Origin of the sequence: Acinetobacter sp. EKM10A (assembly GCF_011075215.1) — a bacterium.
Classification (GTDB): Bacteria; Pseudomonadota; Gammaproteobacteria; order Pseudomonadales; family Moraxellaceae; genus Acinetobacter; species Acinetobacter baumannii.
Map to the genome: position 1 here is coordinate 1 of NZ_JAALLK010000008.1, position 15,657 is coordinate 15,657.

A 15,657-nucleotide genomic window follows, 5' to 3' on the forward strand; every position below is an offset into this window, starting at 1 on the left:
CTCTTAGCGCTGATGGTAGTGTGGGATTACCCATGTGAGAGTAAGTCATCGCCAGCTCATTATTCTAAACACCCCAATCTCAAAAGAGGTTGGGGTGTTTTTTTATATGAGAAATCAATCAATAAAGAATTATTTAAATATAGAACTACAAATCATTTTTGGATGCTTACTCGATACTATGGATATAATGAGGAGGTTTTTTATTTTTGGTGTCCCCGTGAAAATTAATTCTTTCTCTCCCATACCTGAAGACGATGAAGAACTCTCTCTTCCAGAACTGATTTATTGGGCATCTTTAGGTGATCTAGAGCAAGTAAAACAATTATTAATAGATGGAGAAGACCCTAATCAGACTGATGATGAAGGGTATAGTGCTTTGCAAGCAGCGGCTGAGAATGATCATTTAGATATAGTGAAGCTATTAGTTGAAAAAGGGGCGCATGTCCCTTATAAAAGCGAATATACAGCACTACAGCTTGCAGAAATGGCGGGTAATACTGACATAGTGAATTATTTAAAAAGTTTATAAAATTAAAAAGCCCCTTTTATTTAGAAAGGAGGCTTTTTGTTCAATTTAAGACAAATGATATTTCTGTAGTTTCTCAACAATTGATTGAAGTCCTTTTACTTCAAATTCATTGGCTTCGAATTTTTCATCTTTATTACGCTTAAATATATCCCGAATTTCTATTACAGCATTGGGGTCAACAATACTTAAACTTGAAGTGACTTGGCGTATTTGGCTAATAGAACGAGAACCATTTGTTGAGCCATAACCTATAAATGCTGCTGGTTTACCGCTCCATTCCTTACCAACATAGTCTATTGCATTTTTTAAAGCTGGGCTATAACCGTGGTTATATTCTGGGCTAATAAAGATAAATGCATCAGCTTGGGCAATTTTATCAGCCCATTCTTGTTGTTTAGGTTGATCATAAATACCTGTAGCAGGTGGGTGAGAACCTGAAAATAAGGGTAGATTCCATTCTTTTAAATCAATTACTTCTGTTTGAAAATCTTTTAGATTAAATGAGGGTATTGTTGTTTCTAACCAATTGGCAATTTTAATAGCTGTGCGCCCTTCGCGAACACTTCCGACGATAATATAGACCAGCATATGTTTTTCCTAAGGATTTTTATCTTTATAACTTAATTCATTATATAGGTGCGTGAGAATATAGAATTTGTAAGGATTCTTATGTCATCAATAAAAGTTAAATAATAAAAAAGCCCTCAATCGAGGGCTTTTTTTACATGATCTTAATGCCTTGCTGACCAGCTGGAGTCACTTTAAATATCTCTACTTCAAAAGTAATATTCTTGCCGGCTAGAGGATGGTTGAAATCAATTTCAGTAATATCATCATTTACTGACTTCACAACACCAAATAAAGTTGCTTTTGCTTTATCTTCAAATTCAATCATATGACCAGGAATAGGTCGTTGTTCGAATTTAACCGTATCAAAAGTTTGTATATTTTCAGGATTCCACGGACCAAAAGCATCTTCTGGTGGTAGATGTACTGTACGTCGATCGCCTGCACGTAAGCCAAGAAGCGCTTTCTCAAAGCCTGGTAACAAGTTACCGTCGCCAATAGTTAAGCTAACAGGTTCTTCACGGCTACGTGTATTGTCAATTTCTACACCATTTTCAATAGCAACAGAAAAGTGTAGGTCAACTTTAGAACCGTCAGTAATACGAATTTCTTCATTAGGTTGAATAATTTCGGTCATATTATGCATCCGAATTTTTAGGTCTTTGCTTCTCAAGGAAGAATGTATCAATGAGTAGCAAAATGGTACCTAGAGTAATGGCACTGTCCGCAATATTAAAAGCTGGAAAGTGATGATTTTGGTAATAAACATGAATAAAATCGACCACATACCCTAAAGTAATACGGTCAATTAGATTACCAAGTGCTCCACCTAAAATTAAAGCGATAGCTACAGGCAGCACCACCATTTTTTTAGGCATACGTAGCAACCAAAATACAAAAAGTATTGAAACTAAGCCTGCCAAAGATGTGAAGAAATAGCGTTGCCATCCTCCAGCATCAGATAAAAAGCTAAAAGCTGCACCATAATTATGTAATAGTGTCCAGTTTAAAAATGGAAGTACAGGTACAGGATCTGCGTAGTTCAGATGTGTACTTGCAATCCATTTTGTCCATTGATCCAACACAATGGCAAGGACAGAAAGTCCAAGCCAAATGAGGTTGTGAGGATAAAACTGGAATAAGCCTTTTTTAGCTTGTGAATTAGGCATATTTTCTCACTTCGCCACGACCAGTGACGTTCACAATACAACGACCACATAAACCAGGATGATCGGCATGTGTATTTACATCCGGAAGGACATGCCAGCAACGTGCACATTTTTCACCTTCAGCTGCAGATACTTGTACACGTAAGCCTTCCATTTCAGTTGCTTCACCTTGTTCAGCAAATGGATGTACTACTACTTGCGAAGTAATAAGAACAAAACGGAGTTCATCAGCCAGTTGGTTTAAAACTGTTTGTAATGATTCATTTGCCCAAAGTTCAACTTTGGCTGAAAGATTACTACCGACAAGTTTAGCGTTACGAGCTGCTTCAATCTGTTTATTTACTGCAGATTTTACGCTAATCAATGTTTGCCAATCTGCTTCAGAAAGCAAGTTTGCTTTTGATGAAACAGGTAGGTCATACCATTCAGCTGTAAATACATACTTCTCAGTTTGTTCTGGGATAAGTGGCCAAGCTTCTTGAGCTGTGAAGCTAAGAATAGGGCTCATCCAGCGAACAAATGCTTGTACGATATGGTAAAGCGCTGTTTGTGCGGAACGACGTGCTTGTGAGTCAGCCTTAGTGGTGTATTGACGGTCTTTGATAATGTCTAGGTAGAAGCCACCTAAGTCATTAATACAGAAGCTTGTTAATGCACTACACACGACATGGAAGTTCATTTCTTCATAGGCCGCGATAATAGTTTGTTGTACTTCATTCGCACGTTGCAAGATGTATTGATCGAGGGCAATAAGGTCATCTACTGCCAGAGCATCAGTACTTGGTTTGAAACCATTTAAGTTTGCAAGTAAGAAGCGTAGCGTATTACGAATACGACGGTAGCTATCACTTACACGGCTAAAGATTTCTTTCGATGCTGCAATTTCATAGCGATAGTCGCTAGATGCTACATATAAACGTAAACCATCGGCACCAAGGTGTTTGATGATTTCTTCAAGCGGAATATAGTTGCCTAAAGATTTCGACAATTTACGGCCATTTTCATCCACTGTGAAACCATGTGTTAACAAGGCTTTGTATGGCGCACGATTGTGAATTGCCATAGACGTTAATAAAGAAGATTGGAACCAACCACGGTGTTGGTCTGAACCTTCTAAATATAAGTCAGCAGGACTTTCTAATTCGTCGCGTTGCTCAAGTACAGCGTAATGCGTTGTACCAGAGTCAAACCATACATCAAGTGTATCGCGAACAGCATTGTACTGTTCAGCATCTTCACCAATGAAGTCTTTCGCATCACGGTTAAACCATGCATCAATACCTTCTTTCTCGATAAGTTTGGCAACTTCTTCGATGAGCTCAGGCGTACGAGGGTGCAATTCGTTCGTATCTTTATGAACGAAGAAAGGAATTGGTACACCCCAAGTACGTTGACGTGAGATACACCAGTCCGGACGGCCTTCGATCATTGATTCAATACGGTTTTTACCCCAGTTCGGTACAAACTCGATATCGTTTTCAATGGCATTAAGCGCACCGTCACGTAAACCTTTTTGATCCATGCTGATAAACCATTGTGGTGTAGCACGGAAAATAATCGGAGTCTTATGACGCCAGCAGTGTGGGTAGCTGTGTTTAATCGGTTGATGAGCCCATAAGCGACCTACAGCACCTAAAGCTTCAATAATCTTTGGATTGGCTTTATAGATGTGCTCGCCAGCAAAGATTGGTGCGGTTGGTAAGTAAACACCGTTACCACCCACTGGGTTTTCAACTTTAAGGTTGTATTGAAGACCTACTTTATAGTCATCTGCACCGTGGCCAGGAGCAGTGTGTACAGCACCTGTACCGCTTGTTGCGATAACGTGTTCACCTAAAATAACCGGAACTTGACGATCGGTTAGTAAAGGATGTTGTAGGGTAAGGTTCTCAAGAGCTGAACCAGTAAAGTCAGCTAAAACAACTGGGTTTTCAAGCTTGTAACGCTCAATTGCAGAAGCAACTAAGTCTTTAGCAAGAATAAAGTTTTGCTTACCACGTTCAGTAGTCACTTGTACCAATTGATATTCAATTTCGGCATGCAATGCAACTGCTTGGTTCGCGGGTAATGTCCAAGGAGTAGTGGTCCAGATCACGATATCCGTTGGATCTTGAACTTCTACATTTACACGAGCGCTTAAATCTTTTAAATCTACAACGCCAAAACCAACGTCAATTGCGTCTGATTTTTTATCTTCGTATTCAACTTCAGCTTCAGCAAGTGCTGAGCCACAGTCCATACACCAGTTCACTGGCTTTAAGCCCGGCTGGATATGGCCATTTTTTTGGATTAAACCTAAAGCACGAACGATATCGGCTTCTTGTTTGTAGTTCATGGTGAGGTAAGGATTATCCCAGTCCCCTAAAATACCAAGACGTTTAAAGTCAGTACGCTGTAAATCAATTTGCTTTAGCGCATATTCACGGCAGTGTTTACGGAAAGTGGCTGCATCAACTTTTTCACCAACTTTACCTACTTTTTCTTCAACTTTTAGTTCGATTGGCAAACCATGACAGTCCCAACCTGGTACATATGGCGCATCGAAACCTGCCAAAGTACGGCTTTTTACGATGATGTCCTTAAGTACTTTGTTAACCGCATGGCCCAAGTGAATTGTACCGTTCGCATATGGAGGGCCATCATGCAAAATATATTTTTTCTTGCCAATACGCGATGCACGAATCTGCTGATAAATGTTGTCGGTATACCACTCTTCTAACCATTTCACTTCACGTACTGCCAAATTTGCTTTCATTGCAAATTGAGTATCCGGCAGGTTTAGCGTGGCTTTGTAGTCCACTGCATTTTCAGTAGTTTGCTTATCGCTCATGCAAGTTGTCTTCCAGTTTAATCAGCTTGGGAGCCGACATGTTTTACAATCAAAATTCGAATTAAAAAGGAAATTGTGTCGTGTCGTTACGATATTGTCGTAATTGCTGCACGTCATTATCAATTCCTGCCTTAAGTGCTTCAAGCGAAGGGTAGTTCAATTCACCATGAAGATAGTGAAGAAAAGTCACCCGCATAAATAAGCCATACAGATTAGCAGAAACATCAGGGAAATGTACTTCTAATCTCCACTCTGGATGTTCTTGCTGAATGGCTGGACGTGTACCGACATGACCTGCACCATAGAGGCTGTTTTCATGATATCCGGCAATTCCGGGCTTTTCAGGATTATCCTGAAGCACTTTTTGAGTTAGCGAAGTTGTTTCGCAAATGACTTCAACGCCATAAATACCATTTAAACAAGGCTTATGACGGTTGAGACGAACATTAATCGTTGGGAAATCTAAAGTTCGTCCAATTTGGTCACCATATTGAACACGACCGGTAATACTGTACGGACGGCCTAATAATTTAGCTGCTAAAGCGAGATTACCCACTTGAAGCACTTGGCGAATACGGGTTGAACTGACGCGTTCACCTTCGAGTTCAATCGTATGTAAATTTGTGACTTGAAAGCCGTAATTCTTTAAAAATTCGCTATTGCCTTGACGGTCTTTGCCGAAATGAAAGTCATCTCCTAAAACCAAAGCTTGAGCATTTAATTTGTCTTTTAATAGATCTGCAAACTCAGAAGCACTCATGCTACGGAAATGCTGGTCAAACTTGGCAACCGCGATGTAATCCACCCCAAGTTCAGCTAGATATTCAACTTTTTCCCGTAATGAATTAATACGAGGTGGGGCATCGTAGCCTTTAAAGAACTCAAGCGGTTGGGGCTCAAAAATCATGACCAATGTTTTTAAGCCTTGTGCTGCAGCAATTTTTTTGAGTTGAGCAATCATCGCTTGGTGACCTAAATGGACACCATCAAAATTACCAATAGTTACCGCTGTTTGTGGTAACTGGAAATTGGGCGATAACGCATTAAGACGAAGCAGTTTCATGAACTTAAAATATGGCTATTTTTGCAAGGGCTATATATTGCCATAATCTCACAGATTCGTCTTGTTGTTGTGTTTTTACTCAGGTATTTTTCAATACGAATACTTTTTATATCTAAAAAATTGATGAATTAAATAAAAATAAATCAATTTTTCTTATTATTAATTTATCCTACTATAGCCTCATCCACTCTTTGATTAGAGACTTAAGATGAAAAGACCCTTTTACCAATTAAATCAAAGTAAAGATGTTATACGGCATTTTACCCCAAATTGGTTTACAGCAACTATGGGTACTGGCGTGGTCAGTATGATTTTAATTCAGCTTCCATTTGCCAAATCATTTTTATTTATGCTGGCTACGCTGTTATGGCAATTTAATATTGTTCTATTTAGTGTTTTTTCAGTTCTCTATTTATTGCGGTGGTTTCTTTTCCCTCATGAAGCGAAGCAAATATTTAATCATCCAAATATGAGCTTGTTTTTAGGTGCTATACCGATGGGGCTTGCAACCATACTAAATGGCTTTTTAAGCTTCGGAATCGGGCTTTACGGCGAAGTGGCAGTTCATATCGCCCAAGCTTTATGGTATATCGACGTCTTTTTAGCACTGGCTATTGCGTGGATCGTACCATTTTGTATGTTTAGCCGTCAGAATCATCAACTACATACCATGACTGCAATTTGGCTTTTACCGGTGGTTGCATGTGAAGTCGCAGCAAGTTCTGCGGGCATGTTGGTTGCACATTTACCAGCAGATGTGCATAGCTTTCATTTATTGTTAGCGGGTTACGTACTTTGGGGAATCTCTGTTTTACCTGCATTTGCCATTTTAACGATTTTAATGTTGCGTATGGCTTTGCATCAGTTACCAGAAAAAGAAGTCGCGATTTCTAGCTGGCTTTCTTTAGGTCCGATTGGGACAGGTGCTTTAGGTCTATTGTTGCTAGGTGAGCAGGCACAAAGAGTATTTGTAAATGTTGGCTTTCCTGAGTTGGCCCATGTATTTAAAGCCTTGGGCGTTGTGGGTAGTCTGGTACTTTTAGGCTTTGGGTTATGGTGGCTTGGCCTTGCGATTTTAACAACACTTCGTCATGCAAAGACAGGTATTCCATTTAACTTGGGTTGGTGGGGTTTAACCTTCCCATTTGGTGTGTTTATTTTGGCTTTATTTAATTTAGGTCATCAGATTGAAGTTGTATTTTTACAATATGTCGCTGTAGCATTCAGTATTTTATTATTAGTGATGTGGAGCGTGGTAATGAAGAAAACCTTAGCCGGAGCATACAGTGGCAAGCTATTCTTCTCTCCATGTTTAGTGGCTTTACAACAAAGAATGCAGTAAAGGGGAAAAGGTGCAAAAAGCTTTTGCACCTGATTTATACTTACTTTCTAATTTTGTTAATTCTGATTTGAGCTTTTTGAATGAACACAGATACCGCTTTAATTATGGCACTTCCCAACGAGTCTAAAGGTTTATTCGAGCAAGCAGGTATCGAAGTCCATTACAGTGGTATTGGTAAGATCAATGCTGCTTTTAAAGCGTTTGAAGTTATTCAAAAAACAGGCTGTAAAACTTTAATTAACTTAGGTACAGCAGGAAGTTCATCTTTTAATCGGCACGATTTAGTAGAAATAAAAACTTTTGTACAACGTGATATGGACGTTTCACCTTTAGGATTTGAAGTCGGGGTAACGCCGTTAGATGATCACTTGGCGGCTGAAATTCATCTCCAAACGCATTTTGCGGATTTACCAAAAGGAATTTGTGGGACAGGGGACTCATTTGAAACGGGTCAGCCGAAGGTCGCTTGTGATGTGGTCGATATGGAAGGCTATGCGTTAGCAAAAGTTTGCCACAAGTTAGGTGTACGTTTAATTTCGGTGAAATATATTACTGATGGGGCAGATGATACGGCCCATTTGGATTGGGAAGAAAACTTATTATTGGGTGCACAAAAGCTTTTAGCACTTTATCAAAATCATTTCTAAAAAAAGATCGGCAAATTTGCCGATCTTTTTTATTTTAGCGAGGTAATACGCCGTAGAGCATCATATGTACCGTATGCTCAATCGAGCGCTGGAACATACTGCGGTTACGAAGCGTTTTCCCGGTTACCATTTCCATTTGAGTTGCAAAATCGGCATAGTTTTGCGTAAGCCCCCAAATATTGAGAATTAAAAGTTCCGGGTCGATATCCGGTGAAATTTTTCCTTGCTCTTGCCAAGTTTGAATGACCTTAGCTTTGCGCTTAAATAGCTTTTTCAAGGGCCCTTTCAGTATAGGCAAAATATGCGGTGCCCCTTGGATAATTTCTAAAGCAAATAGTCGCGAAGCTTTTGGTTGGCTACGAGAAAGTTCGATTTTTTGAATTAAATAATGAGACAAGGCTTCGGCTGGTTCTAACTCAGCTTCTAAGGTTTGTAAGGGAGCTAGCCATTTTTGTAAAACTGTGGTCAGCACTTCCACATATAAAGACTCTTTATTTTCATAGTAATAGAAAATATTCGACTTATGCATGTCAGCGAGTTGGGCAATTTCATCCAGACTTGCGCCACTGAACCCATATAGTGAAAACACATCAAGGGCGGCAGCAAGAAGCTGATTGCGCTTTTGGGTACTCTTCTTTTGTTCCATTTGCTGCATAAATTAAAAAGATAGTGTTCCCATTGTAAGGTAAATCGTTTGATTTGTGCACAGGTGTCTCACTTTTTTAGTGAAAAAACGGATAGTTATTTGAGCAATAGATATACTATTGTGCAAAAAATAGAGAGATTCACTAGTTTATTGTTATTCTTAAAAATATTTTTTATTCTTCGCCCTAAAAAAGAGCAATAAATCATCAGTTTTATTGCTCGTTAATTGGGCATTTTTCGGTTGAATGGTTCTCATTACTCATCTCAACCTTAAGTGGCTAAAACGGCATCGAGTACTTGTTGTTCAAGCTGAGCAAAAGTAATGCTCTTTTTCCGTGGACGCGGCAAATTAACTTGAAAACTTTGAGCAATCTGACCTTTATCTAACAATATAATGCGGTCAGCCAGTTGCACTGCTTCACTTACATCGTGTGTGACTAAAATGGCAGTAAAACCTTGCTCTTTCCATAAACGTTCAATCAAGCTTTGCATCTCAAGACGAGTTAACGCGTCTAATGCACCCAAAGGTTCATCTAACAATAAAATACGGGGAGTATGAGATAACGCACGGGCTAGGGCAGTACGTTGTCGTTGACCACCTGAGAGCTGTGAAGGCCATTGTCCCGCTTTTTCTTTTAAACCTACTTTCTCTAATAATTCTTCTGCCAAAGCATGTTGCGATTTTGGTAGCCCAAGTTGAACGTTCTGAAGAATATTTCTCCAAGGCAGTAACCGTGGGTCTTGAAACATAACCCGTATGTCATCGTTAGTAATACCTTCACGCAAATGTCGGGCAGATTTAAATTTTATTTCTCCAAAACTGGCTTTTTCAAGTTGGGCAATTAAGCGCAATAAAGTACTTTTACCGCATCCACTACGTCCAACAATAGCTAAAAATTCGCCCGGTTGAATATGAAGGTTAAGATCTTCAAGAACTTTAACTTCACCATAAAACTTATAAAGCTGTTCAATCAGAATCTCTGCGCCTACCACAGGTTCTTGTGTCTCTGGATGATTTTCTGGAATGAGCTCTACGTCATTCTGATTAATATTTAAATTCAGATTTGTCATATTTTAAGCTCCTTTATTTTTGATAACCAGCATGCCAGCGTAGTAAATAACGTTCCAAAAGTTGCGCTAGAACATCGGCTAATTTGCCTAATAGGGCATAAAGAAGAATACCGACCAGAACCACATCAGTTTGCAAAAATTCTCGGGCATTCATAGTCATATAGCCAATACCTGCTTGTGCTGAAATAGTCTCAGCTACAATGAGCAATACCCAAACCAGGCCTAAAGCAAAACGTAAACCAACTAAAATAGAGGGCATCGCACCCGGTAGAATAATTTCTTTGTAAAGCTGCCAACGTGAAAGACCATAGCTTTTACCCATCTCAATTAATTGTGGATCGACTGAACGGATACCGTGATAGGTGTTGATATAAATAGGGAAGAAGACTCCGACCGCCACCAAAAATAATTTGGCTGTTTCATCAATACCGAACCACAAGATAACCAGTGGAATAAGTGCTAATGCTGGGATGTTACGAATCATTTGCAAGGTTGTATCGAGCAGGGTAGAGGCGAAACGTGAAGACCCATTGAGCAGACCCAATAGCAAACCTAAACCACCACCAATAAATAGTCCGAGTAAGGCTCGTCCTGCACTGACTTTAACGTGTTGCCAAAGCTCGCCGCTAATGAGTAGATGCCAAAAAGCAGAAACGACAGCCGTAGGAGCCGGCAGAATACGATTTTCTAAAAGCCCTGAACTCGATGCAATTTGCCAGACAACCAATAGAACAATCGGGAAAATCCAAGGCAGCAGACGCTGCCCGACTTGCTTCGTTCCACGTGAAACAATACTTATATCTTTGCTCATGCAGGCTCCTTGACGGAACTATTTTGTTTCTTCTCGTCTGGAACATAGTTGTTGGCAATGATTTCACCGAATGGACCGGTTAAGTTTGGTTGAGCAAGTTTAGCTCGGGTCTCGATTGGTAATAATGGGAATACTAACTCTGCAAAACGGATTGACTCTTCAAGGTGTGGATAGCCTGAGAAAATAAAGGTATCGATACCTAAATCCGCATATTCCTGAATACGTGCAGCAACGGTTTCAGGATCGCCGACAAGTGCTGTACCTGCACCACCGCGGACTAGACCGATGCCTGCCCAAAGATTTGGAGATACTTCAAGTTTGTCTCGATTACCGCCGTGTAGAGCAGCCATACGTTGCTGACCCACTGAGTCCATTTGTGCAAATTTTTTCTGTGCTGCAGCAATAGTTGCATCATCCAGATATTGGATAAGCTCGTTAGCTGCTGCCCATGCTTGTTCATTGGTTTCACGAACAATGACATGCAAACGAATGCCATAAGTTAATTTACGGCCCTTAGCCTCAGCTTTGGCACGAACATGTTCGATCTTTTCTTTCACGGCTGCAGGTGGTTCACCCCAAGTCAGGTAGGTGTCGACTTGCTCAGCCGCGAGTTCAACAGCAACATCTGAAGAACCACCGAACCAAAGAGGTGGATAAGGCTTTTGTACAGGTGGGTAAAGTAGCTTTGCATCATCTACTTGTAAGCGTTCACCGTGGAATGTAAAAGCTTCACCCGTATGTGAACGCGTCAAAATTTCACGCCAGATTTTTACGTATTCATTGGCTGTTTGATAACGCGTTGAGTGATCTTCATATAAACCATCCCCACGTAGTTCTGCTTCATCACCACCAGTCACTAAGTTGAGTAGAACACGACCATTCGACAAGCGGTCAAATGTTGCAGCCATACGAGCTGCCAACGCTGGTGTTGTTACCCCCGGACGTAACGCAACTAAAAACTTAAGGTGTTGAGTTGCATCGATTAGGCTTGCCGCCGTAATCCATGGGTCTTCACATGAACGGCCCGTTGGAATAAGTACACCTTCGTAACCCAAGTTATCTACTGCCACAGCAATTTGCTTCATATAGGCATGGTCAACCTGACGAGCGCCTTTACTTGTACCTAAATAGCGACTATCACCGTGGGTAGGAATAAACCAGAAAATTTTCATGTGCATTACCTATATATCTATTGAAATTACTTGGCACCCCAAACAGCTTGTTTAATGCTGATTGGTTTAGGGATGATGCCTTGTTGAGTAAAGATGTCTGCAAGCTGCTGTTGTTCAGCAATGACTTTGCTGTTAAGTGGAGCTGCCGATGACGGACGTGGACGGCGTTTAATAAATAAGTCACTGGTCGCAGGTTTTAGGCCTGTACTTTGGCCAATCGCACTTGCCGTTTCTGCTTGATGGATTTGAACCCATTTGTCAGCTTGATTGATCTGTTTGATGAGTCCTGGAACAGCTTTTGGATATTGCTTAACAAAATTTGGAGCGGCTAAGTAAAAGGTATAGTTCGGGCTTAGGCCTTTACCAGATGCAAGAACACGAGCTTGGTCTTCTAGTTGTGCTGAAGCGTAGTACGGATCCCATATTGCCCATGCATCAACGGCTCCTTTTTGGAATGCAGCGCGAGCATCGGCAGGTGTGAGCCAAATTGGGGTAATGTCGCTCCATTTTAAGCCTGCTTTACGTACGGCCTGTACAAGTAGGTAATGTGAGCTAGAACCTTTCTGTAGCGCAATACGTTTACCTTTTAGGTCCTTAAGCTGTTTTAGTTGTGAGTTTTTGGGAACTAAAATTGCTGAGGCCAATGGTTTGGCTGCTTCATAAGCAATGTAATATAAAGGCTTGCCAGCGGCTTGAGCGTAGACCGGGGGCGTGTCTCCAGTAACGCCAACATCGAGTGAGCCAACAGCTAAGGCTTCTAAAATTTGAGGGCCAGCGGGGAACTCATTCCAAGTGATTTTGGCATTTGGAAATTCTTGTTCAAATAGTTTTTGCTGTTTGGCAATCGCGAAGTTAATCGAACTTTTTTGAAAACCAATACGAAGTTCTTTCACTGTTGGGTCAATTGCCCAAGCAGGTGCTGCGATTGTTAAACCTAATACAGCGACCGCGCTAAAGCGCTTAACTAACTGAGTCCACTGACTCTTATTAAATAATGACTGATGTTGCATATTGATATCCTTGTTCCCTTAACACAAGGCACAGCATTTATATCGTTATTTAAGCTGTGCCCAAGCTGGGTTTATTTCAGTTTTAAAATGGCTTCTTGAATGGTGAGCTTGTTGGGAATGAGCTTTTGCGCGTAGAAGGCATCAGCTACATATTGTTGTTCTTGGGCTACCTTGTCAGATATTGGCTGAACTCCAAAACCCATACGTGAAATGGATGTTTTGAGTACATCAAATTCAAGTGCCGTAGGTTTTTCGAGTAGCTTGGCAGCCTCATCTTGGTGTGTGCTGACCCATTCAGTTGTCTGGTTTAGCGTTTGTACAACCGCGTTCAAAACTTTTGGATTATTTTCTGCAAATTTACGATCAGCTAAGTAGAACTGATGATTGCTTACCAAGTTTTCACCTGTTGCCAGAACGCGGGCCTGAATCTGATGTTCAGCTGCTGCAAAGAACGGATCCCAAATCACCCATGCGTCGACAGCTCCTTTTTCAAAGGCTGCACGCGCATCTGATGGTGGTAAATAAACAGGTTGAATATCACTTAAGCTCAAGTGATTTGCTTCTAAGACTTTTAATAAAAGGTAGTGAACATTCGAACCTTTATTCAGTGCGACACGTTTTCCTTTTAAGTCTTTAATAGACTGGATTGGAGAATCTTTTTGTACTAATAACGCTTCTGCTTTTGGTGCAGCAGGTTGATTTGCGACATAGACTAAATTTGGATTGGCTGCTTGAGCAAAAATAGGTGGTGCTTCGCCTGCTTCGCCTAACGAAACACTTCCTACATTTAGGCCTTCAAGTAATTGAGGTCCCGCAGGAAACTCGACCCATTTCACTTGTACGCCTTGATCTTTGAGCGCTTTTTCCAAGTCACCACGTGCTTTTAGAATAGGAAGGATGCCATATTTCTGATAGCCGATATTTAAAGTTGTCGTGGTGTGCTCCTCTTTTTTGGCACAACCACCTAGCATCATCACTCCCGCAAGGCTGGCAGCAATGACTGAATATTTTGCCCATGAAGTGGAATTAAAAAGTGCCATGTGGTTTCGTGCTCCCCGAAAGAGAAAAAGAAAAATAATTGGATGAGCAGATACCCTAAAGGGATTTTTATTTCGTAAAAAATAAATATTCAGTCTTTATTTATGCAAAAAAAAGCTAAAAACTTTCGGCGATAAACTTATGCAAAAAAATGATTTATTGAACAGGACAATATTTATAAAAAGATATTTAAGTATATGTAAATAAAGTAAAAATTATTAAAAGAATAAAATTTAAAGATTTAAAAAAAGTACAACCATACATTAATTACCTTTATGGTTGTACTTTTTAGACTAAGCTTATCTGAAATAAGAATATCTTAAAAAATGCATAGTCTAAGGAAGCAATTTTTTAAAGACTAAAGAATTTCTTTGATAGTTATAAAGTGCCTGACGGGCATTTGGTAAGTCATCCACACTCACCTGATGGAAACCGTGCTCTAAGAACCAGTGCGCGGTACGGGTGGTTAAAACGAACAATTGACGAATGCCTTGTTGTTTGGCCTTTTCTTCGAGAAATTGCAGAATTTGGCTGCCACGGTTCGATTTACGATAACTTGGGTGTACTGCTACACAAGCAATTTCTGCTGAACGTGTTTCATTAAACTCAGTCGGAATTGGATAAAGGGCAGCACAGGCCAAAATCATACCGTCTCGTTCAATGACAGCGAACTGGTTAATTTCTTGTTCTAAACGTTCACGTGAGCGATACACCAAAATGCCTTCTTCTTCTAACGGGCGTAATAGGTTCATTAAGCCGCCGACATCTTGAATATGCGCCATACGAACTTCTTCATAATGCGCATCGGTAATCATGGTACCCACACCATCACGCGTAAAGAGTTCTTCAATAAGTGCACCATCATAAGAATAAGAAATTAGATGGACACGATGTACACCCGATAAAGATGCTTTTTTTGCTTCTTGCAAATGTAGGGTTAGGGTTGGGTGTGTGGTTTGGTATTGTTGAATATAGTAATCAAGCTGGTGTGGGCTTAATTCACGCAGTAATTGCCCATCTTCGTTAGGTAAACCTTGTTGCTCACCTAAAAATATTAATTTATCTGCCTTTAAATAAGTCGCAGTTTTGGTTGCAACTTCTTCAGCTCTTAAATTAAATACTTCACCTGTGGTTGAATAGCCCGTTGGGCCAAGTAAAACAATATTATTGTTATCAAGATGACGTTCAATCGCGTCTGTATCTATTGAACGAACTTCGCCTGTAAGCTGAAAATCCATTCCTTCACGAATACCATAAGGTTTAGCGGTTACAAAATTACCTGATACGACATCTATTCGAGCGCCATACATTGGAGAGTTAGCTAAACCCATAGATAACAATGCTTCGATTTCTAACCGAATAGATCCTACAGCACTCATAACACAGCTTAAAGATTCGCGTGTAGTAATACGGCAGTTATCATAAAAAGGGGTTTCAATCCCTTTTTCTTTAAGGTTGTGATTAATTTGTGGACGTGCGCCATGCACTAAGATTAAGCGAATGCCAAGAGAATGTAATAAGGCAATATCGTGAATAATATGTTCGAAATTAGGATCGCGGACTGCTTCACCGCCAAACATTAAAACAAAAGTTTTATCACGATGCGCATTGATGTAGGGTGCTGAATGTCGGAACCAATGTACATAATGCTGGGTATTATTATGTGATTTCTCTAAAGACTTAGTTGGCATACCGATCTCGAATCAACAGCAAAAAGATATAAAGAGGATTCTAAACAAAAAAGATTAAAGCCGCATGTTTTA

General features: G+C 40.3%; 15 protein-coding genes. 3 read left to right on the plus strand and 12 right to left on the minus strand.

Annotation, left to right across the window (positions count from 1 at the left end):
* The first annotated feature begins 178 nt into the window (after positions 1-178).
* A complete protein-coding gene (locus tag G9371_RS11515) occupies positions 179-529 on the plus strand; it encodes an ankyrin repeat domain-containing protein (RefSeq protein WP_005124945.1) in 351 nt (116 codons plus the stop codon).
* Between the two features lie 45 nt (positions 530-574).
* Here G9371_RS11515 and G9371_RS11520 read toward each other — a convergent pair whose 3' ends face one another.
* The 5 genes from G9371_RS11520 to ribF all read right to left on the minus strand — a co-directional run bounded on the left by G9371_RS11520 (position 575) and on the right by ribF (position 6,158).
* Positions 575-1,117 (minus strand): NADPH-dependent FMN reductase, encoded by a 543-nt coding sequence (locus G9371_RS11520; protein WP_000964176.1) that lies wholly within the window; start codon positions 1,115-1,117, stop codon positions 575-577.
* Between the two features lie 133 nt (positions 1,118-1,250).
* On the minus strand, positions 1,251-1,733 hold the full coding sequence (locus tag G9371_RS11525) for an FKBP-type peptidyl-prolyl cis-trans isomerase (RefSeq protein ID WP_000136002.1): 483 nt from the start codon (positions 1,731-1,733) through the stop codon (positions 1,251-1,253).
* A gap of 1 nt (position 1,734) precedes the next feature.
* Complete coding sequence (gene lspA, locus G9371_RS11530) at positions 1,735-2,265, minus strand: signal peptidase II (protein ID WP_001133879.1); 531 nt, start codon at positions 2,263-2,265, stop codon at positions 1,735-1,737.
* Positions 2,258-5,095: an isoleucine--tRNA ligase gene (gene ileS / locus G9371_RS11535; protein ID WP_004843746.1), complete on the minus strand. Its 2,838-nt coding sequence runs from the start codon at positions 5,093-5,095 to the stop codon at positions 2,258-2,260. The genes lspA and ileS overlap by 8 nt, the downstream gene beginning before the upstream one ends.
* A 61-nt stretch (positions 5,096-5,156) precedes the next feature.
* A complete protein-coding gene (ribF, locus tag G9371_RS11540; RefSeq protein WP_000771825.1) occupies positions 5,157-6,158 on the minus strand; it encodes a bifunctional riboflavin kinase/FAD synthetase in 1,002 nt (333 codons plus the stop codon).
* A gap of 208 nt (positions 6,159-6,366) precedes the next feature.
* Between ribF and G9371_RS11545 the strand changes: the two genes are divergently transcribed.
* Positions 6,367-7,500, plus strand: a complete 1,134-nt coding sequence (locus tag G9371_RS11545) for a TDT family transporter (RefSeq protein WP_000828360.1) — start codon at positions 6,367-6,369, stop codon at positions 7,498-7,500.
* Between the two features lie 80 nt (positions 7,501-7,580).
* Positions 7,581-8,147 (plus strand): 5'-nucleosidase, encoded by a 567-nt coding sequence (locus tag G9371_RS11550; RefSeq protein WP_001090743.1) that lies wholly within the window; start codon positions 7,581-7,583, stop codon positions 8,145-8,147.
* A gap of 34 nt (positions 8,148-8,181) precedes the next feature.
* Here the strand turns inward: G9371_RS11550 and G9371_RS11555 are convergent, their stop codons facing one another.
* The 7 genes from G9371_RS11555 to argA form a co-directional block, all read right to left on the minus strand.
* Positions 8,182-8,802, minus strand: a complete 621-nt coding sequence (locus tag G9371_RS11555) for a TetR/AcrR family transcriptional regulator (RefSeq protein WP_001186827.1) — start codon at positions 8,800-8,802, stop codon at positions 8,182-8,184.
* Between the two features lie 260 nt (positions 8,803-9,062).
* Complete coding sequence (locus G9371_RS11560; protein ID WP_000183288.1) at positions 9,063-9,863, minus strand: ABC transporter ATP-binding protein; 801 nt, start codon at positions 9,861-9,863, stop codon at positions 9,063-9,065.
* Positions 9,864-9,876: 13 nt separating this feature from the next.
* On the minus strand, positions 9,877-10,674 hold the full coding sequence (gene ssuC, locus G9371_RS11565; RefSeq protein ID WP_029424622.1) for an aliphatic sulfonate ABC transporter permease SsuC: 798 nt from the start codon (positions 10,672-10,674) through the stop codon (positions 9,877-9,879).
* Positions 10,671-11,846, minus strand: a complete 1,176-nt coding sequence (ssuD, locus tag G9371_RS11570; protein ID WP_000689552.1) for an FMNH2-dependent alkanesulfonate monooxygenase — start codon at positions 11,844-11,846, stop codon at positions 10,671-10,673. Before ssuD ends, ssuC begins: the two co-directional genes overlap by 4 nt.
* A 26-nt stretch (positions 11,847-11,872) precedes the next feature.
* Positions 11,873-12,856 (minus strand): sulfonate ABC transporter substrate-binding protein, encoded by a 984-nt coding sequence (locus G9371_RS11575; protein WP_029424621.1) that lies wholly within the window; start codon positions 12,854-12,856, stop codon positions 11,873-11,875.
* Between the two features lie 71 nt (positions 12,857-12,927).
* A complete protein-coding gene (locus G9371_RS11580) occupies positions 12,928-13,896 on the minus strand; it encodes a sulfonate ABC transporter substrate-binding protein (protein WP_001173274.1) in 969 nt (322 codons plus the stop codon).
* 333 nt (positions 13,897-14,229) lie between these two features.
* Complete coding sequence (argA, locus tag G9371_RS11585) at positions 14,230-15,585, minus strand: amino-acid N-acetyltransferase (protein WP_001142457.1); 1,356 nt, start codon at positions 15,583-15,585, stop codon at positions 14,230-14,232.
* Positions 15,586-15,657 lie beyond the last annotated feature (72 nt).

What these genes read in the sequence shown, in the direction of transcription:
- G9371_RS11515 (WP_005124945.1), top strand. Translation starts at nt 179, where the DNA reads ATGGATATAATGAGGAGGTTTTTTATTTTTGGTGTCCCCGTGAAAATT.
- G9371_RS11520 (WP_000964176.1), bottom strand. Translation starts at nt 1,117, where the DNA reads ATGCTGGTCTATATTATCGTCGGAAGTGTTCGCGAAGGGCGCACAGCT.
- G9371_RS11525 (WP_000136002.1), bottom strand. Translation starts at nt 1,733, where the DNA reads ATGACCGAAATTATTCAACCTAATGAAGAAATTCGTATTACTGACGGT.
- lspA (WP_001133879.1), bottom strand. Translation starts at nt 2,265, where the DNA reads ATGCCTAATTCACAAGCTAAAAAAGGCTTATTCCAGTTTTATCCTCAC.
- ileS (WP_004843746.1), bottom strand. Translation starts at nt 5,095, where the DNA reads ATGAGCGATAAGCAAACTACTGAAAATGCAGTGGACTACAAAGCCACG.
- ribF (WP_000771825.1), bottom strand. Translation starts at nt 6,158, where the DNA reads ATGAAACTGCTTCGTCTTAATGCGTTATCGCCCAATTTCCAGTTACCA.
- G9371_RS11545 (WP_000828360.1), top strand. Translation starts at nt 6,367, where the DNA reads ATGAAAAGACCCTTTTACCAATTAAATCAAAGTAAAGATGTTATACGG.
- G9371_RS11550 (WP_001090743.1), top strand. Translation starts at nt 7,581, where the DNA reads ATGAACACAGATACCGCTTTAATTATGGCACTTCCCAACGAGTCTAAA.
- G9371_RS11555 (WP_001186827.1), bottom strand. Translation starts at nt 8,802, where the DNA reads ATGCAGCAAATGGAACAAAAGAAGAGTACCCAAAAGCGCAATCAGCTT.
- G9371_RS11560 (WP_000183288.1), bottom strand. Translation starts at nt 9,863, where the DNA reads ATGACAAATCTGAATTTAAATATTAATCAGAATGACGTAGAGCTCATT.
- ssuC (WP_029424622.1), bottom strand. Translation starts at nt 10,674, where the DNA reads ATGAGCAAAGATATAAGTATTGTTTCACGTGGAACGAAGCAAGTCGGG.
- ssuD (WP_000689552.1), bottom strand. Translation starts at nt 11,846, where the DNA reads ATGAAAATTTTCTGGTTTATTCCTACCCACGGTGATAGTCGCTATTTA.
- G9371_RS11575 (WP_029424621.1), bottom strand. Translation starts at nt 12,856, where the DNA reads ATGCAACATCAGTCATTATTTAATAAGAGTCAGTGGACTCAGTTAGTT.
- G9371_RS11580 (WP_001173274.1), bottom strand. Translation starts at nt 13,896, where the DNA reads ATGGCACTTTTTAATTCCACTTCATGGGCAAAATATTCAGTCATTGCT.
- argA (WP_001142457.1), bottom strand. Translation starts at nt 15,585, where the DNA reads ATGCCAACTAAGTCTTTAGAGAAATCACATAATAATACCCAGCATTAT.